Source organism: Halorubrum zhoui (genome assembly GCF_051194155.1).
GTDB lineage: Archaea > Halobacteriota > Halobacteria > Halobacteriales > Haloferacaceae > Halorubrum.
Window position 1 is genome coordinate 1 of record NZ_JBLZNJ010000010.1, and the last position, 25,254, is coordinate 25,254.

General features: G+C 65.9%; 31 protein-coding genes, 1 tRNA gene and 1 pseudogene. 28 read left to right on the forward strand and 5 right to left on the reverse strand.

The window, feature by feature from the left end:
- From ACNTAO_RS12275 to ACNTAO_RS12290, 4 genes are all read right to left on the reverse strand, one after another.
- A partial coding sequence (locus tag ACNTAO_RS12275; protein ID WP_435162362.1) for a hypothetical protein occupies positions 1-244 on the reverse strand: 244 nt, incomplete at its 3' end.
- Positions 244-582, reverse strand: a complete 339-nt coding sequence (locus tag ACNTAO_RS12280) for a DUF7855 family protein (protein ID WP_435162364.1) — start codon at positions 580-582, stop codon at positions 244-246. The genes ACNTAO_RS12275 and ACNTAO_RS12280, both read right to left, overlap by 1 nt.
- Positions 583-651: 69 nt before the next feature.
- Positions 652-933, reverse strand: coding sequence for a DUF7854 family protein (locus ACNTAO_RS12285; protein ID WP_435162366.1), 282 nt, complete (start codon positions 931-933; stop codon positions 652-654).
- A gap of 2 nt (positions 934-935) precedes the next feature.
- Complete coding sequence (locus ACNTAO_RS12290) at positions 936-6,545, reverse strand: LAGLIDADG family homing endonuclease (RefSeq protein ID WP_435162368.1); 5,610 nt, start codon at positions 6,543-6,545, stop codon at positions 936-938.
- 160 nt (positions 6,546-6,705) lie between these two features.
- Between ACNTAO_RS12290 and ACNTAO_RS12295 the strand changes: the two genes are divergently transcribed.
- The gene (locus ACNTAO_RS12295) at positions 6,706-9,048 is read left to right on the forward strand and encodes a DEAD/DEAH box helicase (RefSeq protein ID WP_435162370.1); all 2,343 of its coding nucleotides are present in this window, start codon (positions 6,706-6,708) and stop codon (positions 9,046-9,048) included.
- Between the two features lie 768 nt (positions 9,049-9,816).
- On the opposite strand, the gene ACNTAO_RS12300 is transcribed toward ACNTAO_RS12295, so the two are convergent.
- A tRNA-Gly gene (locus ACNTAO_RS12300) sits at positions 9,817-9,887 on the reverse strand.
- A gap of 191 nt (positions 9,888-10,078) precedes the next feature.
- On the opposite strand from ACNTAO_RS12300, the gene ACNTAO_RS12305 reads away from it, so the two are divergent.
- From ACNTAO_RS12305 to ACNTAO_RS12435, 27 genes and pseudogenes are all read left to right on the forward strand, one after another.
- On the forward strand, positions 10,079-10,945 hold the full coding sequence (locus ACNTAO_RS12305) for a putative RNA uridine N3 methyltransferase (protein ID WP_435162372.1): 867 nt from the start codon (positions 10,079-10,081) through the stop codon (positions 10,943-10,945).
- A 4-nt stretch (positions 10,946-10,949) separates the two neighbouring features.
- Positions 10,950-11,966, forward strand: a complete 1,017-nt coding sequence (locus ACNTAO_RS12310) for a 50S ribosomal protein L3 (protein ID WP_435162374.1) — start codon at positions 10,950-10,952, stop codon at positions 11,964-11,966.
- A 3-nt stretch (positions 11,967-11,969) separates the two neighbouring features.
- Entirely contained in the window at positions 11,970-12,716 is a 747-nt protein-coding gene (rpl4p, locus tag ACNTAO_RS12315) for a 50S ribosomal protein L4 (protein WP_435162376.1), read from the forward strand.
- Positions 12,713-12,967, forward strand: coding sequence for a 50S ribosomal protein L23 (locus tag ACNTAO_RS12320; RefSeq protein WP_435162378.1), 255 nt, complete (start codon positions 12,713-12,715; stop codon positions 12,965-12,967). Before rpl4p ends, ACNTAO_RS12320 begins: the two co-directional genes overlap by 4 nt.
- A gap of 2 nt (positions 12,968-12,969) precedes the next feature.
- Positions 12,970-13,692 (forward strand): 50S ribosomal protein L2, encoded by a 723-nt coding sequence (locus tag ACNTAO_RS12325; RefSeq protein WP_435162380.1) that lies wholly within the window; start codon positions 12,970-12,972, stop codon positions 13,690-13,692.
- Entirely contained in the window at positions 13,689-14,114 is a 426-nt protein-coding gene (locus tag ACNTAO_RS12330) for a 30S ribosomal protein S19 (protein WP_435162382.1), read from the forward strand. The genes ACNTAO_RS12325 and ACNTAO_RS12330 overlap by 4 nt, the downstream gene beginning before the upstream one ends.
- Before the next feature lie 3 nt (positions 14,115-14,117).
- A complete protein-coding gene (locus tag ACNTAO_RS12335) occupies positions 14,118-14,582 on the forward strand; it encodes a 50S ribosomal protein L22 (RefSeq protein ID WP_435162384.1) in 465 nt (154 codons plus the stop codon).
- Positions 14,582-15,517: a 30S ribosomal protein S3 gene (locus tag ACNTAO_RS12340; protein ID WP_435162386.1), complete on the forward strand. Its 936-nt coding sequence runs from the start codon at positions 14,582-14,584 to the stop codon at positions 15,515-15,517. The genes ACNTAO_RS12335 and ACNTAO_RS12340 overlap by 1 nt, the downstream gene beginning before the upstream one ends.
- Positions 15,518-15,520: 3 nt before the next feature.
- Entirely contained in the window at positions 15,521-15,733 is a 213-nt protein-coding gene (rpmC, locus tag ACNTAO_RS12345; protein ID WP_435162388.1) for a 50S ribosomal protein L29, read from the forward strand.
- A 3-nt stretch (positions 15,734-15,736) separates the two neighbouring features.
- Complete coding sequence (locus tag ACNTAO_RS12350; RefSeq protein WP_435162390.1) at positions 15,737-16,183, forward strand: ribonuclease P protein component 1; 447 nt, start codon at positions 15,737-15,739, stop codon at positions 16,181-16,183.
- Positions 16,174-16,518: a 30S ribosomal protein S17 gene (locus ACNTAO_RS12355; RefSeq protein WP_435162392.1), complete on the forward strand. Its 345-nt coding sequence runs from the start codon at positions 16,174-16,176 to the stop codon at positions 16,516-16,518. Before ACNTAO_RS12350 ends, ACNTAO_RS12355 begins: the two co-directional genes overlap by 10 nt.
- Positions 16,518-16,916, forward strand: coding sequence for a 50S ribosomal protein L14 (locus tag ACNTAO_RS12360; RefSeq protein ID WP_435162394.1), 399 nt, complete (start codon positions 16,518-16,520; stop codon positions 16,914-16,916). The genes ACNTAO_RS12355 and ACNTAO_RS12360 overlap by 1 nt, the downstream gene beginning before the upstream one ends.
- A gap of 2 nt (positions 16,917-16,918) precedes the next feature.
- Positions 16,919-17,275, forward strand: coding sequence for a 50S ribosomal protein L24 (rplX, locus tag ACNTAO_RS12365; RefSeq protein ID WP_435162396.1), 357 nt, complete (start codon positions 16,919-16,921; stop codon positions 17,273-17,275).
- Positions 17,272-18,015: a 30S ribosomal protein S4e gene (locus ACNTAO_RS12370; RefSeq protein ID WP_435162398.1), complete on the forward strand. Its 744-nt coding sequence runs from the start codon at positions 17,272-17,274 to the stop codon at positions 18,013-18,015. Before rplX ends, ACNTAO_RS12370 begins: the two co-directional genes overlap by 4 nt.
- Entirely contained in the window at positions 18,008-18,532 is a 525-nt protein-coding gene (locus ACNTAO_RS12375) for a 50S ribosomal protein L5 (RefSeq protein ID WP_435162400.1), read from the forward strand. The genes ACNTAO_RS12370 and ACNTAO_RS12375 overlap by 8 nt, the downstream gene beginning before the upstream one ends.
- The gene (locus ACNTAO_RS12380; protein WP_435162402.1) at positions 18,529-18,702 is read left to right on the forward strand and encodes a 30S ribosomal protein S14; all 174 of its coding nucleotides are present in this window, start codon (positions 18,529-18,531) and stop codon (positions 18,700-18,702) included. Before ACNTAO_RS12375 ends, ACNTAO_RS12380 begins: the two co-directional genes overlap by 4 nt.
- Positions 18,703-18,704: 2 nt before the next feature.
- On the forward strand, positions 18,705-19,097 hold the full coding sequence (locus ACNTAO_RS12385) for a 30S ribosomal protein S8 (protein ID WP_435162404.1): 393 nt from the start codon (positions 18,705-18,707) through the stop codon (positions 19,095-19,097).
- Positions 19,098-19,099: 2 nt separating this feature from the next.
- Positions 19,100-19,633 carry a 50S ribosomal protein L6 gene (locus ACNTAO_RS12390; RefSeq protein WP_435162406.1) on the forward strand — a complete coding sequence of 178 codons (534 nt, stop codon included), beginning with the start codon at positions 19,100-19,102 and terminating at the stop codon, positions 19,631-19,633.
- 1 nt (position 19,634) lies between these two features.
- Complete coding sequence (locus tag ACNTAO_RS12395; RefSeq protein ID WP_435162408.1) at positions 19,635-20,342, forward strand: 50S ribosomal protein L32e; 708 nt, start codon at positions 19,635-19,637, stop codon at positions 20,340-20,342.
- Complete coding sequence (locus tag ACNTAO_RS12400) at positions 20,335-20,796, forward strand: 50S ribosomal protein L19e (protein WP_435162410.1); 462 nt, start codon at positions 20,335-20,337, stop codon at positions 20,794-20,796. The genes ACNTAO_RS12395 and ACNTAO_RS12400 overlap by 8 nt, the downstream gene beginning before the upstream one ends.
- Entirely contained in the window at positions 20,796-21,353 is a 558-nt protein-coding gene (locus tag ACNTAO_RS12405) for a 50S ribosomal protein L18 (protein ID WP_435162412.1), read from the forward strand. Before ACNTAO_RS12400 ends, ACNTAO_RS12405 begins: the two co-directional genes overlap by 1 nt.
- On the forward strand, positions 21,346-21,993 hold the full coding sequence (locus ACNTAO_RS12410; RefSeq protein WP_435162414.1) for a 30S ribosomal protein S5: 648 nt from the start codon (positions 21,346-21,348) through the stop codon (positions 21,991-21,993). The genes ACNTAO_RS12405 and ACNTAO_RS12410 overlap by 8 nt, the downstream gene beginning before the upstream one ends.
- Complete coding sequence (locus ACNTAO_RS12415; protein WP_435162416.1) at positions 21,993-22,457, forward strand: 50S ribosomal protein L30; 465 nt, start codon at positions 21,993-21,995, stop codon at positions 22,455-22,457. The genes ACNTAO_RS12410 and ACNTAO_RS12415 overlap by 1 nt, the downstream gene beginning before the upstream one ends.
- Positions 22,454-22,942 carry an uL15m family ribosomal protein gene (locus ACNTAO_RS12420; RefSeq protein ID WP_435162418.1) on the forward strand — a complete coding sequence of 163 codons (489 nt, stop codon included), beginning with the start codon at positions 22,454-22,456 and terminating at the stop codon, positions 22,940-22,942. The genes ACNTAO_RS12415 and ACNTAO_RS12420 overlap by 4 nt, the downstream gene beginning before the upstream one ends.
- Positions 22,943-22,944: 2 nt before the next feature.
- Positions 22,945-24,420 (forward strand): preprotein translocase subunit SecY, encoded by a 1,476-nt coding sequence (secY, locus tag ACNTAO_RS12425; RefSeq protein WP_435162420.1) that lies wholly within the window; start codon positions 22,945-22,947, stop codon positions 24,418-24,420.
- 158 nt (positions 24,421-24,578) lie between these two features.
- Entirely contained in the window at positions 24,579-24,731 is a 153-nt protein-coding gene (locus tag ACNTAO_RS12430) for a hypothetical protein (RefSeq protein ID WP_435162422.1), read from the forward strand.
- A gap of 179 nt (positions 24,732-24,910) precedes the next feature.
- Positions 24,911-25,254: pseudogene (locus ACNTAO_RS12435) on the forward strand (IS200/IS605 family transposon protein TnpB); the annotation flags it as partial.

Here is a 25,254-nt window from a genome sequence, read left to right on the forward strand (position 1 = left end):
CGGCGAGCTCTGTGTGAAGGGTCGTGCCGGTCGGGAGCCGACCGAGCACGGTCGCCGGGTCGCAGATCGGTGCAGCGGTCGGAGCCCGCGTCTCGGTGGGGGGCGCGTCTACGCGGTGGCGCGCCTCGCCGTCTGGTGTGGGAGCGTCGTGGGACGCCGGCGCGCTGCCAGCGGCCCGTGACCGGGTGCGGTCGGCACGGGCCTTCGGTTCGGCGTCACGCCGCTCGTCACGCCTTCGGGCCATCACAGCGGACGGCGCTTCATCGCGTCGGGGGCAGGGTGGTCGGTCCCGGCCGCGAACGAGGCGTACGGTGTCGCGGCCGTCTCGCGGTTCGCGTACGCCGTGGCCGCCGCACGGACGTCCTCGTCGACGCGGACGAACTCGTTGAACGGCTCCGTCCACTCGATCTGGACGTCGGCGGCGTGGGTCTCACGGAGCCGGAGCGCGAGGAAGGCTCCGTACGCGGTCGCCTCGAGCAGTGCTGCGCGGCCGAGCCGACGGACGACGTGGTCCTCGTGGCGACGACACACGTTCCGGAGCCCCGTCCGGGCCGCCGCGGAGTAGGTGACGACGAGTATCACGGAGAGCGATGCCGCGTCTCGGTACTTAGCGATTGTGGAGCTGGCGACGATCGCCGGACTGCAGCGAGGTCACACCCGTTCGACCTCGAAGACGTCGAGCGACCCCTCGTCGACGCCCGCGACGGCCGCTACCCGCTCGCGGGCCGCTGGCGCCGAGGGGGCGACCACGACGCGCCCGTCGATCGGTGGATCGCCGGTCGCACGGTAGACGGCGTCGTCGCCCTCGAACGTCGTCGCGTACGTGCGCAACACCGCGGCGACGCGCCGCTCTGTCGCCGTGAGGTCGGCCTCGCCGGCCTCAAACGCGGTGAGCGCGTCTTCAACGTTGCGCAGCGCAGAGATGCGGTCCATGGCTACGTCGTCCGGAGGTGTCCCTGCGTCGGCTCGTACACCTCGCCTTTCGTCCGAAGCTTCTCGATCTCCGATTCGGCCTTGCGCTGGTCCATCCCGATCTCGCCGGCGCGGTCGAGCACCTCCTCGACGGGAGCGCCCTCCTCGTACTCGGTCTCGATATCGGCGATGAGCCCCTTGATGTTCTTGATGCGGTCGCGCTGGCTCTTCGAGGTCCCCGTCTCGACGACGTCGGCGTCGAACTGCCCGGTCTCGGGGTCGACGCCGATGTCCTGGAGACACGACTCCACGATGCTGGTCGCGCGGTCGGCGTCCTCACGCTCGACGGTGTCCGAGAGCCGAACCCGTGCGCTCGCCTCCGAGAGCCGAACCATCGCCTCGAGTTTCCGCGCGGTGACCGGCACCGGCGCGTCCTCGTCTGCCCCCTTCGACCGGAGGTCGACGTAGAACTCCTCGATGAGCGCTTTCGCCTCGGGCGTCATCGTTGGGTAACACGAGCGCTTCGCGTGGGCGATGTACTTCCGAAGCAGGTCGGCGTCGATCGCCGGTGCAACCTCGTCTGTAACCGCGGCGACCTCATCGGAGGTGAACTCCGAACTCGCGAGCTCCGTCCGCTGGGTGTTGAGCTCGCCCGCGTAGTTCGTCTTGATGATGTGTTGTGCTAGCCGCGAATCGTGTTCCGGGTCCGGGCTGTCCGTGACGGTAAAGATGAGGTCGAATCGTGAGATCAGCGCGGGTTCTAAGTCGATCTGCTCGCCGATCGGCTCGTACTGGTCGAACCGGCCGTACTTCGGGTTCGCCGCGCCGAGCAGCGAGCAGCGGGCCTTGAGCGTCGCGTTGATCCCCGCCTTGGAGACGGAGATCTTCTGTTGTTCGAGGCCCTCATGGAGTGCGGAGCGGTCAGAAGAGTTGTGTACGACCAGACCGTTCGCGACGAAGTTGTGTGTCTCCTCGACGGTCAGGTCGTACACCTTCGGCCGCCGTCCGTCCTCGATCCGCATCAGTATCGACCGGAGTTCCGCTTCGACGGTGGCCGCTTCTTGCAGGATGGCTTCACGCAGATCACCGAGCCGGTCCGCTTTGACGACACCGGACAGCCACCGGGACACCGTCGCCGGGCTTGCATCGAATCTCGACGCCACGTCCGCCTGGCTGATGCCGTAGGCGTCGAGTGCTGCTGCTAACTCCGCTCTCGTTTTGCCGATCGCATCGCAGCCGAGGAGTTCACGAGCCCGTCGCTCCGCAGTTTCGACCGGCCCACCGATAACGTCGGCGAGACGCTGTCTGAGTACCTCGCCACGGTGTTCAGTCGACCTCGGTTGCACGGTTTCGACCGACTCGACGCGGCGCCACTTCACCTCGCCCGCGACGAGCTCGCGGAGGTCGCTGAGATCGGTTTCTTCGACGTCGGTGAGGATCTCTCGCAAGCGGTCGGTCACAAGCCCACGAACGCTGTCATGGTTGCCCCACTCGCGGGAGATCTGCTGCTGTGACAGCACCGTTCCCTTGGCCAGCTCGGACTGTGAGACGTGGTACCGGTTTCGCAGCTCGGCGAGCGTCTCCCACGTTGCTGTCTCGTCGAGTCGACGACGGTCCTCGGCGGCCGTCTCCACTCTGTCTTCGAACGCCGTCAGTATCCGGTCAGCCCGATGGAGCGACGTGTTTGCGCCTCTATTCTCGAAGTCGTGATACGTGACTGCGTTGAGTCCACACTCGCGTTGGTACAGCCGGAGTGACTCACGAGTTCGAGACAGCACGTCATCGATCTCCGGGATCACGTCGACGATCGTCCGGTCGCCGTCAGCGGCGTTGACGACGCGGTCAAGCGCCTCCATCTTCCGAGTCGCGGTGAATCCAATAGCACGCTGAAACGCCGTCAGCGAGTCCGCGTTATTCAGCGTGAGGTAGTACACGTCTCGACCCCCGGGTCGTTTACCGTGTTGAAGCTGGCTCGACACCCCAAACTGCAAGAGGAGTGCCCGCGTGCCCCGAAGGAGGCTCCGGCTCGCCGACGCTATCCGAACGTTGCCGGCCGATTCGTCGACGTGCCCCTCGCTGTCGGCCAGCGCACGGACGAACGCGGCCTTTGCCGCTCGGCATCCCGTCGAAACGGCAGTCGGGAAGCACTTCTCGTCGTATCGACCGAGGTTCATCCCTGCGTCGAGGACAGCGTCAGCGTGCGCTTTTCCGATGACTCTGACCGTCTCGACGCCGTCATCACGCTGTTCGCTCGGGTGACGGACCGGTTCCGCGTCGAACGCCGCTCGGGCAGCCCGCTCGAAGTCCGTCAGCAGTTCCTCGTCGGTGTTGGTGAACCGGACGCCGTAGACGCCCTCGTCGCGGTCGTAGTAGATGTTCCCGTCGCCGGAGAGGTATCCGAGCACACTCGCCATCGCGGCGTCGACGCCCCTGTCGCCGACGGGCTCGGCCGCTGCCCCAGCTCCGCCGAGCGCAGCCACTGCTCCGCCGTCGGCGGCCTTCGTTGGAATTTCTCTGGGGACGTACACCCAGTCACCCTCGTCAAGTGCGGCCGCTTCGCGCTCAACGCGCTCCCCATCGTCGAGGACAAAAAACGGGTGGTCAGCCGTCGCGGTCAGCGACTCACCGGTCTCTACCGTCACCCGGGTTAGCTCTGACGGCGCATCGTACTCGTGTACCGCAGAAACGGGACGCTCGACCAGCCGTCCGTCCTCGTCCATCGTCCAGACGTCGAGGTCGATATCGCGAATGTGGCGGCCGTTCGATACCTCCTCGATTTCGCCGTCTTTGGCGGCCTCTCGTGTGAGTTCGTCGATACGCTCGACCCGTCCGTCGGCGAGCGAGACCAGCGTGTCGCCGGTCACACAGTCCATCTTATCGAGCTCGTCGACAGCCGCGATCCCTTTGTCTGCGAGGACGAGCGCGCCGGCTTCGAGTGACCACTGCTGGCCGTCGCCGAAGTCGTCACGTACCGCAGCGGCGGTGTTGTGTGTCACGAGTCCGTTGCCGAGGAAGTTGTGCGTGTCCGGAACGGTTAGGTCAAACACTTCTTTGTTACCGGTGTTCTCGGCGTCGAGGACCTCGTCCCAGACGAGATCGGCGTTGGCCACTTCTTCGACGACGGAGCCAACGTCGCCGAGATCGAGGTCATCGATCAGTGAGTGGGTCCGTTCACGACTCGGATCGTCGCCACAGTCCAGATTCTGCCAGTATCTGCCTGCACCCCCATCGGCACGAGCGAGGGTGCGGCCGATCGGGAGGCGTTCGCCGCGTCGAGGTGCATCTCGGACGATCTCATCCAGCGCGGCTGATTTCGTCGTCGACCGGAACCCGATTCGGTCGGCGAACGCGTCGAGGTTTTTCCCGTATATCGCCAGGTGCGTCTGGACCGACGTCGATTCGATCTCGTGGCCGTCGGCGCGTTCGGAGGTTCCTCGACAGTCACGCTCGCGCGTCCGAGACCGGATGCCGTACGTTTCCAACATCAGTTGGACCTGTTCGGCGAGTTCGCCACAGACGGTCGAAAACTGCACGCTGGATCCGCCGGTATCACGCCCACACACAGAGCCATCGGCATCGAAGAGGCCCTGGAGGAAGGCGTCGGCGTGTTCAGCAGTCGTGAGCTTCGAATCGAGAGCAATATCATCTTTTGGCGACTCGATGCCGACGTTGCTGAAGAAGCGGGCAACGGTTGCACTGTGGAGGCGAATACAGGGGACACGATCGTCTTGATACTCGATATCGACTGACGTGTCGAACGTCGTCTCGATGATGTCTGCGGCGTGTTCTAGCAGCGCTTCGTCGCCGTTCGAGATTCGGACGTGCCCGCGATTTCCGCCTCGTCGAGAAACCATCACGTCACCGTCGCCGAAGACGAGACCGATCAAGTACATCAGATCCGCGTCGAACTCCTCGGGTATCCTAACGCTGTCGCCGTGGCGGAGCATCATACGGTCGATAACGACATCGTCCATGTCCGCTCCGATCGCCGTGAGAATCGTGTCTAATTTACTCTGTGGAATATGGCGATTCGAGAGCGTGTCGTACACGAAGTCTTCCGAGAGACCGAGTTCGGCTGCGGCGTCGCGGAGCGTTCCAAACGTCTCGGTGAGCCCGGTACGGAGGTACTCGATCGATCCGTCGGTCAGCTTGATCTTCTCCTCGGTGAATTCGACGTACGCACGAACCGGCGGAGACGAGCGATCGATGTCGGTGTACTTCGGTACCGCAACGTGGTCGCCAGCGTCGACCTCCGAGATCGATGTCCACTCGATCCCATTCGTGTCACAGGTGAGTACGGGCGTGTTGATAGACGCTTCGAGCGTCTTTCCGTGGGCCGTCTTGATCCGCCGACACGGCTTCTCGGGCATCCGCCAGACGTGAGAACTCTCGGTGAGGTCGATCCGTCCAGACGCTCGATCGAAGGTGTAGAGATCGTGGTTCGCGCCGGCACTCGTCTCGGAGTCAACCGGTTCCGGATGGTACGCTGTCGCGATCTCTCGGATCGGTACGAACCCCTCCGAGGTGTGTATCTTCGTGTCTCCGGTGACGCACAGACCTGCAGCGGATGATCCTTTTCCAGATGTATAAACTGATCTCGGGGCAATATTCTCTACATAACTGATCATTTGACTTTTTCCAGTTCCCGGATCGCCGATAAGAAGCATGTGGAGGTCCCCCCGGATGCGCGAGCCGTCGGGGAGGTGTTTGGTGACGCCCGAGAAGAGCTGGAGGATCATCGCGAGCTTCTCTTCTTCGTAGCCGTAGATTGCGGGCGCGATGGAGTCGACCATCGCCTCGTAGATGTCGTCGCGTTCAGAGAGCGCGATGATCTCGCGGCGGTCCTCGTCGGTGATGTCCATGTCTTCGAACTCCTCGTCTTCGATGGCGATGGAGACGCCGTCCATGTAGAGGTCGAAGATGGCGGACTTTTCGTTGCCCTGTTGGACCTGCTCGATGTGGAGGACGCCGACACAGGTGACGTGGTCGCCCGGGCTCACCTGTCCGGTGATGTCGTCGACGATGTCGACGTCAAGTGATTGTGGCGTCTCCCCGCCGCGTAACCCCTCGGGTGACTCCTGGATCCGGAGCTTCTGGGAGTCGACGAACTCCGACTGGTCGAAGTTGACGCGGAAGGGCCCCTGTCGTTCACACCCCTGACACTCGTGGGGCTCCTGGAAGCCGCCGTCGCTCTGGGGGATGTACGTCATCGTCCCACAGCGCTGACACTCGAAGGCCGCCTCTGTCACCTTCGGGCGGACGTCCGTCGCCTTGCGGATGATCCCCTGTACCGAGACGAGCTTCCCGATGTGGTCGTCGTGGACACGGATCCCCCGAATGTCGATGCTGTCGGGGAGGTTTTGGAGCCTGACGTGGGCACGTCCGAGACTGACGTCGGCGGGGAGGTCGTAGAGCCGAAGCGCCTCCTCTGCGTACTCGCGCATCTGGTCGGGTTTCGTGCGGAAGTCCTCGGCGAGGTCGCGGTCGAACTGGTAGAGGTCGTCGTACTCGACGTACAGCGAGCGCTGCTCGTTGGGGTACCGCTGGGCGAGGGTGCCGATCGCCTCACGGTAGTAGTTCCGGTAGAACTGAATGAACCGCTCGGTGAGGTCCTGATTCCCGGCCTGAGCCATTACGGAGGGCGTTCGTCGTCACCGCCTATGAACCTCCGGGTCGAAGCCGTCGGCATCGGTGGCCGCGCCGAAAGAAACGCCTATGCCCTCGAAGGCCTCGTCTCGGAGTGATGCGAACGAGCCGCGCGAGTCGAGCGACGTCGCGACGCGCCGGGGAAAGATGAAGGTCACAGACGCCGTGCCGGCGTTCGCCGACGCGTTCGACTTCGAGGAGTTCAATCGGATGCAGCGCGAGGCGCTGCCTGGAGTCCTCGAGACCGACCACAACGTCGTCGCGGCCGCGCCGACCGCCTCGGGGAAGACCGCCCTCGCAGAGCTCGCGATATGTAAGACGCTCGCGGCGGGCGGCACCGCGCTGTTCATCGCCCCACTACGAGCGCTCACTAACGAGAAAGAACGGGAGTGGGAACGGTTCGAAGACCTCGGCTACTCGGTGTACGTCGTCTCCGGCGAGCGCGACCTCAATCCGCGGCGGGCCGAGCGCGCGGACGTGCTCGTCACGACCCCCGAAAAGGCCGACAGCGCGACGCGGAAACACGACGCTGCGCGGTACGCGTTCGTGACTGACGTAGACTGTGTCGTCATCGACGAGGTGCACCTCCTCGACAGTGAAACGCGCGGCGCCGTCCTCGAGGTCACCGTCTCGCGGCTCCGTCGGCTGCAGGACCCACGGATCGTCGCGCTCTCTGCGACGATGCCGAACGTCGACGACGTCGCCGAGTGGCTCGACGCTCCACCGGAGACCACCTACGCCTTCGGCGACGAGTATCGCCCCGTCGACCTCGAGACCGGCGTGAAGACGTACAGCCACGGCTCGAACGCCTTCGCCGACAAGTACCGGCGGCTGTATCGGGCGCTCGACCTCGCCGAGCCGCACCTGCGGGAGGACGGCCAGGCGCTCGTGTTCGTCTCCTCGCGACAGGACACGGTGCAGGCGGCAAAGAAGGCGCGCGACGAGATCACCGACCGCGACGTGCCGATGGCCTCTCGGGGCGACTACGACTTCCACACCGAAGCGACCGAACTGTCCAACGACACGCTCCGACAGTCCGTCCTCGACGGCGTCGGCTTCCACCACGCCGGCCTCTCGAAGGGCGACCGCGACCGCGTCGAGGCGTGGTTCAAACGCGGCAAGATCGGGATCCTGTTCTCGACGTCGACGCTCGCGTGGGGGGTGAACCTCCCGGCGCGGTGTGTCGTCATCCGCGACACGAAGTACCACGACCCGCTGGAAGGCGAGACCGACATCTCGCCGCTCGACGTGCTCCAGATGCTCGGGCGGGCCGGCCGGCCGGGCTACGACGACGTCGGCTACGGCTGGGTAGTGTGTGATCGGGGGGACGCAGACACCTACCGCGAGCTGCTTCGAGAGGGCAAGCCGATCGAGTCGCGGCTGGCCGCCGAGTTACCCGCCCACCTCAACGCCGAGGTCGCGATGGGGACGATTCGCGGGCTCGACGACGTGATGGCGTGGCTCGAGACGACGTTCTACTACGTTAGAGCGCGCTCGGAGCCGGACGCCTACGGCTTCGACGGCATTCGCGATCGCGTGCGCGACACGCTCGAATCGCTCGTCGAAGAGGGATTCGTCGCGGCCGACGACGACCTACGTGTCGAGCCGACGACGCTCGGTCGACTCGCCTCGAAGTACTACCTCCGACTCGAGACCGCGCGGCGCTTCCGGGAGTTGGCTGGTCGCGAGCGGCTTACCGCCGACGGCATCCTCGCGGCCGTCGCGGGGGCCGCAGCGTTCGACTCGGTGTCGGCGCGCGCCGCGGAGGCAGACGCGGTCGACCGGATCCTAGAGGGCCACGACACGGCGCTCGAGGACGGTCACCGCAAGGTGTTCGCGATCCTGCTCGCGTCGATGGCCGACACGGTGCCGAGCGAGCTGCGCTCGGACGCGTGGGTGATCCGGCAGAACGCCTTGCGGCTGCTCGCTGCGCTCTCTGAGTTCCTCGACGAGCTCGCGGGTCCGCGGGCCGCCAACCTCGCGTGTCGCGTGGAGGCCCGGGTCGAGCACGGCGTCTCCCGGGAGGCCGTCGCGCTCACCGCGGTCGACGGGGTCGGCTCCCGCCGGGCCGACCGACTCGCGGACGCCGGGATCACCTCGCCGGCCGCGATCCGTGCGGCGGGGACCGCCGGCCTCTCGAACGTCGGGATGGGCGAGGGGGTGGCCGAACGGATCGTCGAGGCGGCCGGCGCGGTCCCACAGATTCGCGTCGACTGGGGGACGTTCCCCGAGCGGGTGGCCGTCGGCGAGAACGAGTTGTGTGAGGTGGCCGTCACCGCGGTCGGCGGTGGCGCACGAGTCGGGATTCGGGTGACTGTCAACGACGTCGAGATGACCGCGACGACGACGTACCTCGACGGGGAGACCACCGTGCCGGTCGGGGTGTTCGGCCCGCCAGACGCCGACGCACTCACCTTCGTCGTCGAGGTGGTCTTTCCGGACCTGCCGGTGATGCCGGTTCGTGCGGAGCGACAAGTAGTGGTCGAATAGGGACGTGTGAAACGCGGTGGCGCGCGCCTCGTGAGGCCGCCGAAGGCGGGCTCGCGAGCGCGTGCGAGGGATGAGCGAGGGAGCGAAGCGACCGAGCGAATCGGCTGGGGAGGGTGTGGCCGATTGGTGTCCGGGTACCGTGGGTCGTCTCGGTTACACGATCGCCAACGACGTATCGAATCGGCCCGGGAGGGGGTGGCGAAGAAGTGTCCGGCTGTCGCAGGTCGTCTCGGTCCCACGGCCGCTGTCGCGTGCGTACGGAATTGATCGTGGAGAGCGTGACCACGTGGTGTCCAGCTATCGCGCGGTCGTATTCGGGCACGTCTTCCGACCAATGAGATCAACGTGGGAGCGAGTGGACGGGAAGCATCCGAGCGTCACAGCGTCGTCCTGGCCACACCCTCCTCGGCCGATTCCGTACACCGGTGGTGAGCCTGTGACCAACCCGGCTCCCGGTACCCGGACGCCAATTGGCCACTCCCTCCCCAACCGATTCGCTCGCATACGGCGTTCGTGAGGCTGCGACCGAGACGACCGCGCGACACCCGGACACGTCTTTCAGCCACTCCCTCCCCAACCGATTCGCGAGTCGCCCGGGGGCGACTCGCTCATCCCTCGCACGCGCTCGCGAGGCCGCCTGCGGCGACCTCACGAGGCGCGCGCCACCGCAGTAAGCGTCTTCACTCTCGGTGATGTCGGTCACGAACGATGCTGGCCGGACCGAACATAGGTCGGGCCGAACGTGGGCCGACCGACGGACGCTGTGAGTGCACCGGCCGCGATTTGAACGCGGGTTGCAACCATGGCAAGGTTGCGTGATACCACTACACTACCGGTGCGTGCTCCACATTACGTCGTCTCTCGGTAACGCACTTAAGTTTGTCACATCGGCGGCTCGTACGCGCCGCGGTGACACGGTCGTCTGGGTGTCGTTCACCCGCGAGGCGGCGTGTCAACGCTCCACAGGCCGAAATACGGACCGCTATGCTTTTAGGCAGCGGTCTGGGATCTTGTATACAGTCTCGCCACGATGCGCACCGAAGACGGGCTCACGATATGTATCCCGTCTTCGGTCGTCCGGGAGGCCGAGGACGACCGCGAGGCGACTCGCAAACTCGGCACCGTCGCTCGCGCGGCGGCCGTGTTCCGGGCGGACCGGCTCGTCGTCTTCCCCGACGAAGACGGCGAACGCCGACGGAGTGGGGAGTACGTCCGCACCGTACTCGGGTACGCCGCGACGCCGCCGGAGCTCCGAAAGGACCTCTGGGGTGAGCGCGACGAACTCCGGTACGCCGGCGTGCTGCCACCGCTCCGCGTGCCGTGGCGGACCGGCTCGCCCCCAGACGGGGACGAGTCGACAACACAGGGACTCGTGACCGAGGTCGGACCTGAAGGCCGCGTCCGGGTCAATTCCCCGCTGTGGGAACACCCGATCTCCCTGCTCGTTCCCTCCGGGATGGAGGTGCGAGCGGGAGAGCGCGTCACCATCAGGGTCTCTTCGAGAGAACCGGTGCGCGCCCGGATCACCGGGAAGCCGTCTGCTGGCTTCCAGGTGGTGGGTGCGGACCTGTCGGAAGCGCTCGTCGACGGCGGACTCGCCGTCGCGACGTCGCGACACGGAGCGAACCTCTCCGTCTCGCGGCTCGGCGAACTCGTCGCCGACGCGTCGGAGGCTGGCGGCTACACCGTCGCCTTCGGCGCGCCGGAACGAGGGCTTCCGGAGATGCTCGGGTGTCAACCCGAGGACGTTCACACGGCCGTCGAAAACGGCCGTCGAGTCGAACCCGATCCGGGGTTCGACCTCTGGCTGAACACGATCCCGTCACAGGGCAGCGGGGTAGTCCGAACGGAAGAGGCGCTGTTCGCGACCCTCGGCTCGCTCACACTCACGGAGTAAACACATGCCACAACCAAGCCGACCACGAAAAGGCTCGCTGGGCTACGGTCCGCGCACCCGCGCGGACAGCGAGGTTCCACGCATCCGCTCGTGGCCAGACGACGACGGGGCACCAGCCCTGCAGGGGTTCGCCGGCTACAAAGCCGGGATGACCCACGTCGTGATGGTCAACGACGAGGCGAACTCGCCGCGAGAGGGGATGGAAGAGTCCGTCCCCGTGACGGTGGTGGAGACGCCGCCGATGCACGCCGTCGCCCTGCGCGCCTACGAAGACACACCGTACGGACAACAGCCGGTCGCTGAGGTCTGGGCGACCGAGTTCCACGACGAACTCGACCGCACCCTCGACCTCCCGGCAGAAGACACGTTCGAGGCCGACGCGGCCGAACTCCGCGAGCTGCTCGACGACGGCGTCGTCGACGACGTGCGTGCCATCACGCACACGACGCCCGCCACGCTCGCGAACGTGCCGAAAAAGAAGCCGGACGTGATGGAGACGCGCGTCGGCGGCGGCTCGCTCGACGACCGCGTCGAGTTCGGGCTCGAACTCGTCGCCGACGGCGGCGCCCACGAGTTCGGGGACGTCTTCCGCGCCGGCCAGTACACCGACGTCTCCGGCGTCACGAAAGGGAAGGGCACCCAGGGCCCCGTCAAGCGCTGGGGCGTCCAGAAGCGGAAGGGCAAACACGCTCGTCAGGGATGGCGGCGTCGGATCGGCAACCTCGGTCCGTGGAACCCCTCCCGCGTCCGCTCGACCGTGCCCCAGCAGGGTCAGACCGGGTATCATCAGCGCACCGAGCTCAACAAGCGCCTCGTCGACTTCGGTGAGGGCGACGACGCCAGCGTCGACGGCGGGTTCGTCAACCACGGCGAGGTCGACGGCGAGTACGCCCTGATCAAGGGCTCGCTGCCGGGACCGAACCAGCGTTTGTTGCGCTTCCGCCCGGCCATCCGGCCGAACGACCAGCCGCGCCTCGACCCCGAGGTTCGGTACGTATCCACCGCATCCAACCAGGGATAACACATGAACACTACAGTACACGACCTGGACGGCGGGGACGCGGGCAGCGTCGAGCTGCCGGACGTCTTCGAGACCCCGTTCCGACCGGACCTCATCGGTCGAGCGGTCACCGTCGCACAGGCGAACCGAAAGCAGGCCTACGGCGCGGACGAGTTCGCCGGGATGCGGACTCCCGCGGAGTCGTTCGGCTCCGGGCGCGGGCTCGCGCACGTCCCGCGCTCCGAGAACGTTGCTCGACGCGTCCCACACGCCGTGTCGGGGCGACGCGCACACCCGCCGAAGGCGGAGAAGGACCAGACGAAAGACCTGAACGATAAGGAGCGCCGACTCGCCGTTCGCTCGGCGATAGCGGCGACGACCGACGTCGCGCTCGTCGCCGATCGCGGTCACGCGTTCGACGAGGACCTCGACCTCCCGCTCGTCGTCTCTGACGAGTTCGAGTCGCTCGAGAAGACCCAGGAAGCACTCGGCGTGCTCGAGGCGCTCGGCGTCGACGCCGACGTTGAGCGCGCCGACGAGGGACGCTCGGTGCGCTCGGGCCGCGGGACGTCTCGTGGCCGGAAGTACCGCCAGCCGAAGTCGCTGCTCGTCGTCACGAGCGAGGAGCCGTCGCGTGCCGCCCGCAACCTCGCGGGCGTCGACGTGACGACCGCCGGCGAGGTCAACGCGGAAGACCTCGCACCGGGGGCACACCCGGGACGACTCACGCTGTGGACCGAGTCCGCGGTCGCGGAGGTGGCCGACCGATGAGCTCGCTCATCGAGCACCCGCTCGTGACGGAGCAGGCGATGAACGAGATGGACTTCAAAAACAAGCTGTTGTTCGTCGTCGACATCGACGCGACGAAACCGGCGATCACGGAGGAGGTCGAGACCCGGTACGACGTCCGTGTCGTCGACGTGAACACGCAGGTGACGCCGAAGGGCACGAAGAAGGCGACGGTCACGCTGTCGGACGACGACGACGCGACCGACGTCGCCTCCCGGATTGGGGTGTTCTGAACATGGGACGACGCATTCAAGGACAGCGGCGTGGACGCGGTGGCCCGACGTTCCGGGCCCCCTCACACCGCTACAAGGCGGAGCTGTCGCACAAGACGCCCGAAGACACGGACCTGGTCTCTGGTGAGATCGTCGGCATCGAACACGACCCGGCACGCTCGGCGCCGCTCGCAGAGGTCGCGTTCGACGACGACGACCGCCGGCTCGTGCTCGCACCCGAAGGCGTGCGCGTGGGCGAGACCATACAGGTCGGCGTCTCGGCCGAGATCAAACCCGGTAACACCCTGCCGCTCTCGGAGATCCCAGAGGGGGTCCCCGTGTGTAACGTCGAGAGCAACCGCGGCGACGGTGGAAAGTTCGCCCGCGCCTCCGGCGTCTCGGCGACGCTGCTCACCCACGATCGCGACGTCGCGGTCGTACAGCTCCCGAGCGGCGAGGTGAAGCGACTCGACCCGCAGTGTCGCGCCACCGTCGGCGTGGTCGCGGGCGGCGGTCGAACGGAGAAGCCGTTCGTGAAGGCGGGCAAGAAGCACCACAAGATGCGCGCTCGTGGGACCAAGTACCCGCGCGTTCGGGGCGTGGCGATGAACGCCGTCGACCACCCGTTCGGTGGCGGCGGTCGCCAGCACCCCGGCCAGCCGAAGTCGGTCTCGCGGGACGCCCCGCCGGGCCGGAAGGTCGGTGACATCGCATCCAAACGGACGGGACGAGGTAAAAACAGATGAGTTCAGAATACCGCATCGGCCGCGAGGGCGAAGCGTTCGCCTACCGCGGTCACACACTCGACGAGTTGCAGGAGATGGACGTCGACGACGTCGCGGAACTGCTCCCCGCCCGACAGCGGCGAAGTATCACCCGCGGACTGAGCGTGGAGAAACAGAAGCTCCTCGAGAAGGCTCGCGACCGCGATACCGACGAGACCGCGGCGAATCCCATTCGGACACACCTGCGCGACATGCCGGTGCTCCCGGAGTTCGTGGGAATCACCTTCGCCGTGTACAACGGCCACAGCTTCGAGCGCGTCGAGGTCGAACCGGAGATGATCGGTCACTACCTCGGCGAGTTCCACCAGACGCGAAGCACCGTCGAACACGGTCAGGCCGGCATCGGCGCGACCCGGTCCTCGAAGTTCGTGCCGCTCAAATAACCCATGGGAATCAACTACAGCGTCGAGGCCGACCCGGACACCACCGCCAAGGGGATGCTCCGCGATCGGCCCATCAGCGTGAAGGACAGCAAGGAGATCTCACGGGAGATCAAAGGCGAGACGGTCGCCGACGCCGAGGCCTTCTTAGAGGCCGTTATCGAACAGGAGCGGTCGGTCCCGATGCGCCAGCACAACGCCGGGGCGGGCCACCGCTCGGACATCGACGGCTGGGACGCGGGCCGATACCCCGAAAAGGCCGCGACGGACTTCCTGAAGCTCCTCCAGAACGTCAAAAACAACGCCGACGAACAGGGCTTCGACGGCGACGAGATGGTTATCACACACGTCGCTCCCCACAAGGTGGGTGAGCGACCGGGACGGAACCCGCGTGCGGCGGGTGCGACCCAGTGGAACACCACGCTCGCAGACGTCGAGCTCATCGTCACGGAGCCGGAGGCAGCAGAATAATGGCAGACGAACATCAGTTCATCGAGGATGGGCTCCGTCGCTCACAGATAGACGAGTTCTTCGCGGACGAGCTGGGGCGCGCCGGCTACGGCGGCATGGACGTCGCCAAGACGCCGATGGGCACCCAGATCGTGTTGAAAGCCGAAAAACCCGGTATGGTGATCGGCAAAGGCGGGAAGAACATCCGGAAGATCACGAGCGAGCTCGAAGACCGCTTCGACATGGACGACCCGCAGATCGACGTCCAGGAGGTCGACGAGCCGGATCTCAACGCACAGATCGTCGCCGACCGGCTCGCGAACGCGTTGGAGCGCGGCTGGTACTTCCGGAAGGCCGGCCACACCACGATCGACCGAATCATCGACGCCGGCGCACTCGGCGCGGAGATCGTGCTCTCGGGGAAGGTCACCGGGGCCCGCTCTCGCGTGGAGAAGTTCAACCGCGGTTACATCAAACACAACGGCGAGCCCGCACAGGAGGTCGTCGACCACGGCCAGGGCGTCGCCGTGATGAAGCTCGGAACGATTGGTGTTACGGTGCGCATCATTCCGCCGGGCGCGAAGCTTCCCGACGACTTCGCCGTTCGCGACGACGCAGAGGCGCCGTCCGTCGAACAGGCCGCCGAGGCGGGCACAGACGAGGGCGTCGAGTCGCTGCTCGAAGCCGAGCCCGAGGAGGTGCCGGACGTCGGCGCCGACGAGGACGTCTCCGTGCCAGACGAGACGCCGGCCGACCTCGACGAGGAGGTTCTCGACGAGGAGATAGTCGAAGAGGCCGTCGAGGAAGTCGTCGAGCCGTCCGACGAACCCGACGAGGAGCCGATCGAGGCCGACGAGGCGGGCGACGGGCTCGACGAGCTCGACGAGGACATCGAAGCCGAGGCCGCGGACCTCGTCGCCGAGATGGAAGCCGCAGACGAGGAGACGGAGGAGTAACCCATGGCGATCCTCTACACCGACGAGATACGCGACATGACCGCCGCAGAGCGCGCGGTCGAGTTGGAGGAGCTCGAGACCGAGCTGCTCAACACGAAAGCACAGCAGGCGGCCGGCGGGATGCCAGAGAGTCCGGGCCGCGTGAACGAGCTGAAGAAGACGATCGCCCGGATCAAGACGATCCAGACCGAAGAAGGCGACTTCGACGAGGCGTAAGCCGTGTTGACTCCCGAGACGCTCACACGGCACGAACTCGTCGGCCTCCCCGTGCGGGTGGCCGACGCCGACAGCGACGCCCACGTCGGGATCGCCGGTCGCGTGCTGTACGAGACGGCTCACACCCTCGTGGTGCGGACCGACTCGGGAGACAAGCGGGTGCCCAAAGCGGGCACGACCATGGAGTTCGCGGTCACCGCGACGGCGACCGCACGCACAGATGAAGCCGCCGACGACGGCCAGTCGTCGGGGTCTGCGTCCCAACTCGGGTCGGATACTACGGGGGTCCGCCCCCGTCAGTCTGGCCCGTCCGCGGCCGGTGGTCTCACCGCCGACGCGGCGAGCCGACGAGGCGAGTGCAAAGACGTGGTCTACGTAACGGTGGATGGCACACAGCTGCGGGATCGGCCCGCCGAACGCACCGAACGAGGTGTCACACAATGGCGATAGGAATCGACGTACCCACGCCTCCGGAGCCAGACGACCCGGAGGATTACGACTACGAGAAGTGCCCCTTTTACGGGGAGCTTCCCGTCCGCGGCCAGCTCCGAGAGGGGACGGTCGTGTCGACGGATATGGAAAAGACCGTCATCGTCGAGCGGGAGTACGACGTGTTCGTACCGAAGTACGATCGGTACATGAAGCGTCGGTCGCGCATCCCGGCACACGTGCCGGGCGTGCTCGACTCGCTCGAGGTCGGTGACGAAGTACGAATCGCAGAGACGCGGCCGCTCTCGAAGACGAAATCACACGTCGTCGTCGAGAACCTGGCAGGTGATGCGTGATGGAGGCGCTGAAAGCCGACGTCACGCCGGGGCTCTCGAAGGGCTCGCTCATCGCGTGTGCCGACAACACCGGGGCGCGTGAGCTCAAGGTGATCTCCGTCGCCGGCTACTCCGGCACGAAGAACCGCCAGCCGAAGGCGGGCATCGGCGACAAGGTGACCGTCTCGGTCACGAAAGGGACACCAGAGATGCGTCGGCAGGTGCTGGAGGCGGTCGTCGTTCGCCAGCGCAAGCCGATCCGTCGTCCGGACGGCCGTCGAGTCCGATTCGAGGACAACGCGGCCGTGATCATCGACGACCTCGACGAGCCACGCGGTACGGAGATCAAGGGCCCGGTCGCCCGCGAGGTCGCAGAGCGCTACGGCAGCATCGCGTCCACCGCGACGATGATCGTATAACTATGACGAAACAGCCACGCAAACAACGAAAACGGTCGGAGACCGCGCCGCTCCACGAGCGGCAACGGAAGGTCCGCGCACCGCTCACGCCCGAGCTCCGCGAGGAGTACGGCCAGCGGAACGTCCGCGTCAACGCCGGCGACACCGTCGAGGTGCTTCGCGGCGACGCTGCGGGGACCGAGGGCGAGGTGCTCTCGGTGGACCTCACGGACGAGCGGATCACCGTCGAAGAGGTCGTCGTCGAGCGTGCGGACGGGGAAGAAGCTCCCCGCCCGCTCCCGGCGAGCAACGTCCGCGTGACGGACCTCGACCTCGCTGATGACCGCCGCGAGGCGCGACTCCAGGAGGAGAACGAATGACACGACACCAGAAGCGACTCTCGGTACCGAACTCCTGGCCAGTCGAGCGCAAGACGCAGACGTTCACGGTAAAGGCCGGCGCCGGTCCGCACGGCGAGGCCGGCGTGCCGCTCGTCGTCCTGTTGCGGGACGTCCTCGGCTACGTCGACTCGACGAAGGAAGCTCGGTACGCACTGAACACGGACAGCGTCCTCGTGAACGGGGACGCCGTCTCGGACGAACAGCGACCGATCGGGATCTTCGACATCCTCGCGTTCCCCGTCCGTGGGGAGTACTTCCGGGTGTTCCCGGACGAGGGGGGTCGACTCGCGCTGACGCCCATCGACGAGGCGTCCGCGGGGAGCCGACTCGGGAAGGTGACAACCAAGACGGTCGTCCCCGGCGGCGACGTCCAGTTGACGCTACACGACGGCACGAACGTCCGCGTCGACACAGACACGCCGTACGACACCAAAGACTCGATCGTGATCGACAACGAGTCGAAGGAGATCGTCGCCCACTTCGAGTACGAGGAAGGCGCACTCGTCACCGCCACCGCCGGCCAGCACGCCGGACAGATCGGGACGGTCACGCAGGTCGAGGTCACGCTCGGGTCCGGGTCGAACACCGTCGTCGTCGACGGCGACGACGACAGCTACGAGACCGTCGAGGAGTACGTCGTCGTCATCGACGAGAACTTCACCGGCGACGACGCCGAGGCGGCGACAGACGCCGACGAGGAGGGCGTAACCGATGAGTGACGCCGACGCGGCCACCCACGAGATGCGGGAGCCGTACGTCGAGAAGGTCGTCGTCCACATGGGCGTCGGGCAGGGCGGAGAGCCGCTCGCCGACGCCGAAGACATCGTCGAGGAGATCACGGGCCAGCAGTCGGTCCGGACGACGGCAAAGCGGACCGTCGGCGAGTTCGGGATCCGCAAGGGCGACCCGATCGGCGTCAAGGCGACGCTCCGCGACGACGACGCACACGCGTTCCTCGAGACGGCACTGCCACTCGTGGACGTCTCGGCGAGTCAGTTCGACGACACCGGCAACCTGAGCTTCGGCGTCGACGACCACACCGACTTCCCGAGCCAAGAGTACGACCCGAACATCGGTATCTACGGGCTCGACGTGACGACGACGATCGTCAGACCCGGCTACCGCGTCGCGGTTCGCGACACGGTGACCCGGTCGATTCCGTCGTCACACCAGATGACGACCGAGGACGCGATCGCGTTCCTCGAAGCGAACTTCGACGTTGAGGTAACGGAATGAGCGAAGCGAACAACGAGACGGGCGAGCACGCCGCAAAGCGCACCGGCCACCGACACGAGTGTCGGCGCTGTGGCCGCGAGCAGGGGTTGGTCGGCAAGTACGACATCAACCTCTGTCGCCAGTGCTTCCGCGAGGTCGCCCGCGAGATGGGATTCGAGAAGTACAGCTGATCATGACAGGAAACGATCCATTCGCCAACGCACTCGCCGGCGTCGACAACGCCGAGAGCGTCGGCCACCTGTCGTACACGGTAGAGCCCGCCTCCAACATCATCGGCTCCGTCCTCGAGGTCTTATACGACCGCGGGTACGTCGACGGCTTCGAGTACGTCGACGACGGGAAAGCCGGAACGTTCGAGGTCGAACTGAAAGGCGCGATAAACGAGTGTGGCGCCATCAAGCCCCGCTACTCGGCGGGTGCAGATGAGTTCGAAAAGTGGGAGAAACGATACCTCCCGGCCCGCGACTACGGGACGCTCATCGTCACGACGAGCCACGGCGTCATGAGCCACTACGAGGCCCGCGAGGCGGGCATCGGTGGTCAAGTCATCGCATACGTCTACTAACAATGAACAGAGTCGAAATCGACATTCCGGACGACGTCTCCGCTACGACCGATCACCTCGAGTTGACCGTCGAGGGACCGAACGGGAGCGTCACGCGACGCCTCTGGTACCCCGACGTCGACGTGTCGGTCGAAGACGGCGCGGTCGTTATCGCCACGGCGAACGAGGACGCGAAGACGAACGCCACGGTCGGCACCTTCGAGAGCCACGTCGCCAACATGATCCACGGCGTGACCGACGGGTGGGAGTACACGATGGAGGTGTACTACGCTCACTTCCCGATGCAGGTCAGCGTGGAGGGCGAGGAGGTCGTCATCACGAACTTCCTCGGCGAGAAGGCGGACCGACGCGCCCCGATCCGCGGGGACACGGACGTACAGGTAGACGGCGAGACGGTGCGGCTGTCGGGCTCCGATAAGGAGGCCGTCGGCCAGACCGCCGCCGACATCGAACAGCTGACCAAGGTGACCGACAAGGACACGCGCGTCTTCCAAGACGGCGTGTACATCGTCGAGAAGCCGACCGGAGGTGCCTGAGATGGCCGAAACGCTCGAAGAGATAAGCGGCGTCGGCCCCTCGAAGGCAGACGCCCTGCGGGAGGCCGGCTACGAGACGGTCGACGACGTGAAAGCGGCGTCACAGTCAGAGCTCTCGGCGGTCGAAGGCGTCGGAAACGCCCTCGCCGCCCGAATCAAAGCCGACGTCGGCGGCCTCGAGGTCGAAACGGAGACCGACGCGGCGATAGAAGACGAGACCGAGACGGCCGAGGCGGAAACCGAGGAGGCCGACGAGTCGGTCGAGACGGAGCTTCGCCCGCGCGGTCACGCCGAAAAGACCCCGTCGCTCGACGACGAGACCGCTCGCGCGCTCGCACAGAAACACCGCGAGGGGAAACCGCAGTTCAACCGACAGGACTACCACAAGAAAAAGCGCGTCCCCACCTCGTGGCGGGCGCCGCGTGGCGGCCTGTCGAAACAGCGCCGTCGGATGAAAGCGAAGGGACCGGTCGTCGAGGCCGGCTTCCGCTCGCCGACGGCCTCGCGTGACCTCCACCCGAGCGGCTTCGAGGAGGTCCGCGTGCACAACACCGACGACCTCGACGGCGTCGACGCCGCCGTCCAGGCGGTGCGGATAGCCTCGAGCGTCGGTGCGCGCAAGCGTGAACTGATAGAAGACGAGGCCGAAGAACGAGAGATCCGCGTGTTGAACCCGACGTACGTCGAGGTGGAGGTGACCGATGAGTGATCTGAGCGCCCAGAAGCGGCTGGCCGCAGACGAACTCGACGTCGGCGAAGGCCGCGTCTGGCTCGATCCCGACGCCCAGGAAGCGATCGCGGACGCGATCACCCGCGAGGACATCCGTGACCTCATCGACCAGGGCACGATCCGAGCGAAGGACGCGAAGACCAACTCGCGCGGACGCGCCCGCGAGCGCGCAGCGAAACGCTCGTACGGCCACCGGCGCGGAGCCGGCAGCCGGAAGGGCAAAGCGGGTGCGCGTCAGAACACGAAAGACGACTGGAAGGCGCGGATCCGCGCGCAGCGAGCCCGCCTGAAGGAGCTCCGCGACGACGAGGACGTCCTCGACCGCACGGAGTACCGCGAGCTGTACAACAAAGCGAGCGGTGGCGAGTTCGAGGACGTCGCCCGCCTGGAGGCGTACATCCAGACGCAGTTCGGCTACGAGGTGACAGAGTAATGGCGACAGGACCACGATACAAGGTGCCGATGCGGCGTCGCCGAGAGGTTCGGACGGATTACCATCAGCGGTTGCGCCTGTTGAAATCGGGCAAGCCTCGCCTGGTCGCCCGGGTGAGCAACGCCCACGTCAGGGCGCAGCTGGTCACACCCGGTCCGGACGGTGACGAGACCCACGCGGCCGCGTCGAGCGAGGACCTCGCGGCGTACGGCTGGGAGGCTCCTACGGGGAACCTCCCGAGTGCGTACCTCACGGGCACTCTCGCTGGCGCACGCGCGGTCGAGGCCGACCTCGACGAGGCCGTCCTCGACATCGGACTCAACACGGCGACGCCCGGCAACAAGACGTTCGCAGTACAGGAAGGCGCGATCGACGCGGGCCTCGAGATTCCCCACAACGAACGCGTGCTGGCCGACTGGTCGCGCACGCGCGGCGAGCACATCGCCGCGTACGCCGAGCAGCTCGACGAGCCGCTGTACGCGGGGGAGTTCGACGCACGCGAGCTACCCGAGCACTTCGACGCGGTGCTCGAGAGCATCCAAGAGGACTATGAGTAGACACGACGACGGCTGGGAGCCGCGAACGCGGCTCGGCCGCAAGGTACAAGACGGCGACATCACGTCGATGGAACAGGCGCTCACCTCGGGGCTCCCGATGAAGGAGGTCGAGGTCGTCGACCAGCTCCTTCCGGGGCTCGAAGACGAGGTGTTAGACATCAACATGGTCCAGCGGATGACCGACTCCGGCCGACGGGTGAAGTTCCGCTGTGTCGTGGCGGTCGGCAACCGCGACGGCTACTTGGGCTACGCACAGGCTCGTGACGACCAGGTTGGCGGCGCGATCCAGAAGGCGATCGACGTCGCGAAGCTGAACATCATCTCGGTCGATCGCGGCTCGGGATCGTGGGAAGACCAACCCGGCGGCACGAACTCGCTGACGCGGACGGCGACCGGCAAGGCCGGCTCCGTCACCGTCGAGATCAAGCCCGCCCCGCAAGGGCTCGGGCTGGCCGCCGCGGAGACGGTCCGCAACATCTTGGAGCTCGCCGGCGTCGAGGATGCGTGGACGAACTCGGACGGCAACACGCGCACGACCGTGAACCTCGCGAAGGCGACGTTCAACGCGCTGTCGAACGCCGCCCAGTCGCGGACGCCGCGACACGCTCGCCAGGTCCACTACGACGGGGTGAGCGAGTGATGCAGGCGATCGTGCAGCTCCGCGGGGAGGTCAACGTGAACCAGGACGTACTCGACACGCTCGACATGCTGAACGTCGGGCGGGTCAACCACGCGACGCTCGTCCCGGAGACGGACTCCTACCGCGGCATGATCACGAAGGTGAACGACCTGGTCGCCTTCGGCGAGCCGAGCGTCGAGACGGTTGCGGCCACGATAGAGCGACGCGGCGAGCCGCTCGAGGGGTCGGCCGACGTCGACGACGAGTGGGTAGAGACACACACCGACTACGCGGACGTCGCGGCACTCGCGACGGCGCTCGTCGACGAGGAGACGACGCTACGCGAGCAGGGGCTCTCCCCGACGCTGCGACTTCACGCTCCCCGCGGCGGCCACGACGGGATCAAACACCCGGTCGTCGAGGGTGGTGCGCTCGGTCGTCACTCGACGGCCGAGATCGACACGCTCCTGGAGGCGATGCGATGACGAGTAAGAAACGACGACAGCGCGGCTCACGGACACACGGCGGCGGGACACACAAGAACCGACGCGGCGCAGGCCACCGCGGTGGCCGCGGTGCCGCCGGTCGGTCGAAACACGAGTACCACAACTACGGACCGCTGGGCAAACACGGCTTCAAGCGCCCGGAGAGCGCACAGACGACGGTCCTCGAGGTCAACGCCCGGACGCTCGACGAAGACGCTGCGTTGTACGTCGCCGAGGGGATCGCCGAAGAAGACGGCGACGCGTACGTGCTCGACGCGCGTGACGTCGTCGACGGCGGCCACGACGCCGACGTGGTGAAGGTGCTCGGAGGCGGCCAGGTTCGAAACGAGCTCGCGGTCACCGCCGACGCGTTCACGGCCGGTGCAGTCGAAGCGATCGAGGGTGCCGGCGGGGTGGCGTCGCTCTCGTCCCGCGCCGAGGCGACCGACGAATCATCCTCGGACGACGAGACCGACGAGGCGTAACGATGAGCTGGAAGGAAGTCGCCGAACCGGTGCTCTCGCGGATGCCCGTCGTCGAGCGACCGGCGGGCCACGTCCCGTTCAAGCGGAAGCTCACCTGGACGGCTGGGATACTGCTCGTCTACTTCTTCTTGACGAACATCAACCCGTTCGGGCTCGCTGCCGGACAGGGGAGTGACTTCTTCGGACAGTTCCGCTCGATACTGGCCGGCGAGTCCGGCTCGCTGTTACAGGTCGGCATCGGGCCGATCGTCACGGCGTCGATCGTCTTACAGCTGCTCGGGGGGGCGAACCTGCTCGGGCTCGACACAGACGACCCACGCGACCAGATCCTGTATCAAGGGCTCCAGAAGCTCCTCGTGGTCATCGTCACCGCTATCACGGCGGCACCGATGGTGTTCACCGGCGAGTTCCTTCCCCCAGACCCGGCGGCCGTGTCGGCGTTGGGTAGTGAGTTCGCCGTCGAGCTGGTGATCTTCGCACAGATCTTCGTCGGCGGCATCCTCATCCTGTTCATGGACGAGATCGTGAGCAAGTGGGGCGTCGGCTCCGGCGTCGGTCTGTTCATCATCGCCGCCGTGAGCCAGCAGATCGTCGGCGGCTTCTTCAGCTTCTCGGCGCTCGGTGGTGCCGGCTTCTTCGCGAGCTGGTACGGCATCGCCGTCGGGAACGTTCCCGTGTCGCTCTCGCCGTTCACGGCCGAGGGGCTCCAGAACCTGCTCTTCGACCCCGGAAACATCCTGGCGCTTTTCACCACGTTGTTCATCTTCGGGATCGTCGTCTACGCGGAGTCGGTCCGCGTGGAGATCCCGTTGTCACACGCACGGGTGAAAGGTGCTCGGGGGCGGTTCCCGGTGAAGCTGATCTACGCGTCCGTCCTGCCGATGATCCTCGTTCGCGCACTGCAGGCGAACATCCAGTTCCTCGGACAGATCCTCTCGTCACAGTGGGCGAACATGCCGGCGTGGCTCGGCACCTACAGCGACCAGGGCCAGCCGTTGTCCGGGCTGTTCTACTACCTGAACCCGATCCAGCGGCGGACGGAGTGGATGTGGTTCCTCGGAGAGATCCCGGCGTCGGTCGAGCCGTGGATGATCGCCGTTCGGCTCGCCATCGACCTGACGTTCATGGTCGTCGGCGGGGCGATCTTCGCCATCTTCTGGGTGGAGACGACGGGAATGGGGCCGGAGGCGACCGCACGACAGATCCAGAACTCGGGGATGCAGATCCCCGGGTTTCGACGGAACCCGCAGGTCGTAGAGAAGGTGATGGAGCGGTACATCCCGCAGGTCACCGTCATCGGCGGGGCACTCGTCGGACTCCTCGCCGTCATGGCGAACCTGCTCGGCACGATCGGGCAGGTCTCCGGCACCGGTCTGCTGCTCGCGGTCTCTATCACGTACAAGCTGTACGAGGAGATCGCCGAAGAGCAGCTCATGGAGATGCACCCCATGATGCGCCAGATGTTCGGCAACGAGTAACGAACATCGACGCTCCTTTACGTTTTTTTACCCTGAGCGACTGCTCCCACCTCAGTTGTCTCCCGCCTGGGGGGTCGGCGTAAATTCGAGTCACACTGCTCAACCACGGACGACGGGACCACCAGTAGTCTGTTGAGAATCGGTGAGCAGAATTGGGTATGAGTCTCACTTCGGACGACTTCGAGGAGTTCGTTTCCTCGGACCCCGATGATGACGAGACAGTCCCGCTCGGACAGGCACTCTCTGAGCTGGGACTCGATGTCGAGGGTGACTCCGTTGAGGCCGTTCGTGACGTCCGCGAACGGATATGAGAGTGCTCCTCGACACGAACGTTCTCGTCGCCGCAGTTACACAGAACCAAGGAGAAAGCCCACGGCTTTACTCGTGGGATGAATCCGACAACACACGACACGAACCACGAGCGAGAGCCACTCCGAGTCTCCCACGTTAATCCATACTTTTAGGAACGGACATTTCGTAGAATTGTGCGATGAAGCGAGCCAACCAGTTCGATGTTCGCCTTCGCTCCGTCAAAGAGCGTGAGGTGTTCGTTCGATGGTTGGATGCTTCTGCGAGTCTCTGGAACGAGACGAACTACGCTCGCCGCCAAGCCTTCCTCGAAGACGATGAAAGCGTCTGGGATGCTGACACTGGCAGTCTCGAAGGCACATACAAATCCGTCCTCAGCAGTAGTGTTGCCCAGCAAATCATTCGGAAAAACAGTGAAGCGTGGCGGTCGTTCTTCGACCTCAACCAGAAGTACCACGCCGGAACACTTGATGAGAAACCGTCACCTCCGGGGTACTGGGGCAACGACGAAGAGGGACGGGTGCT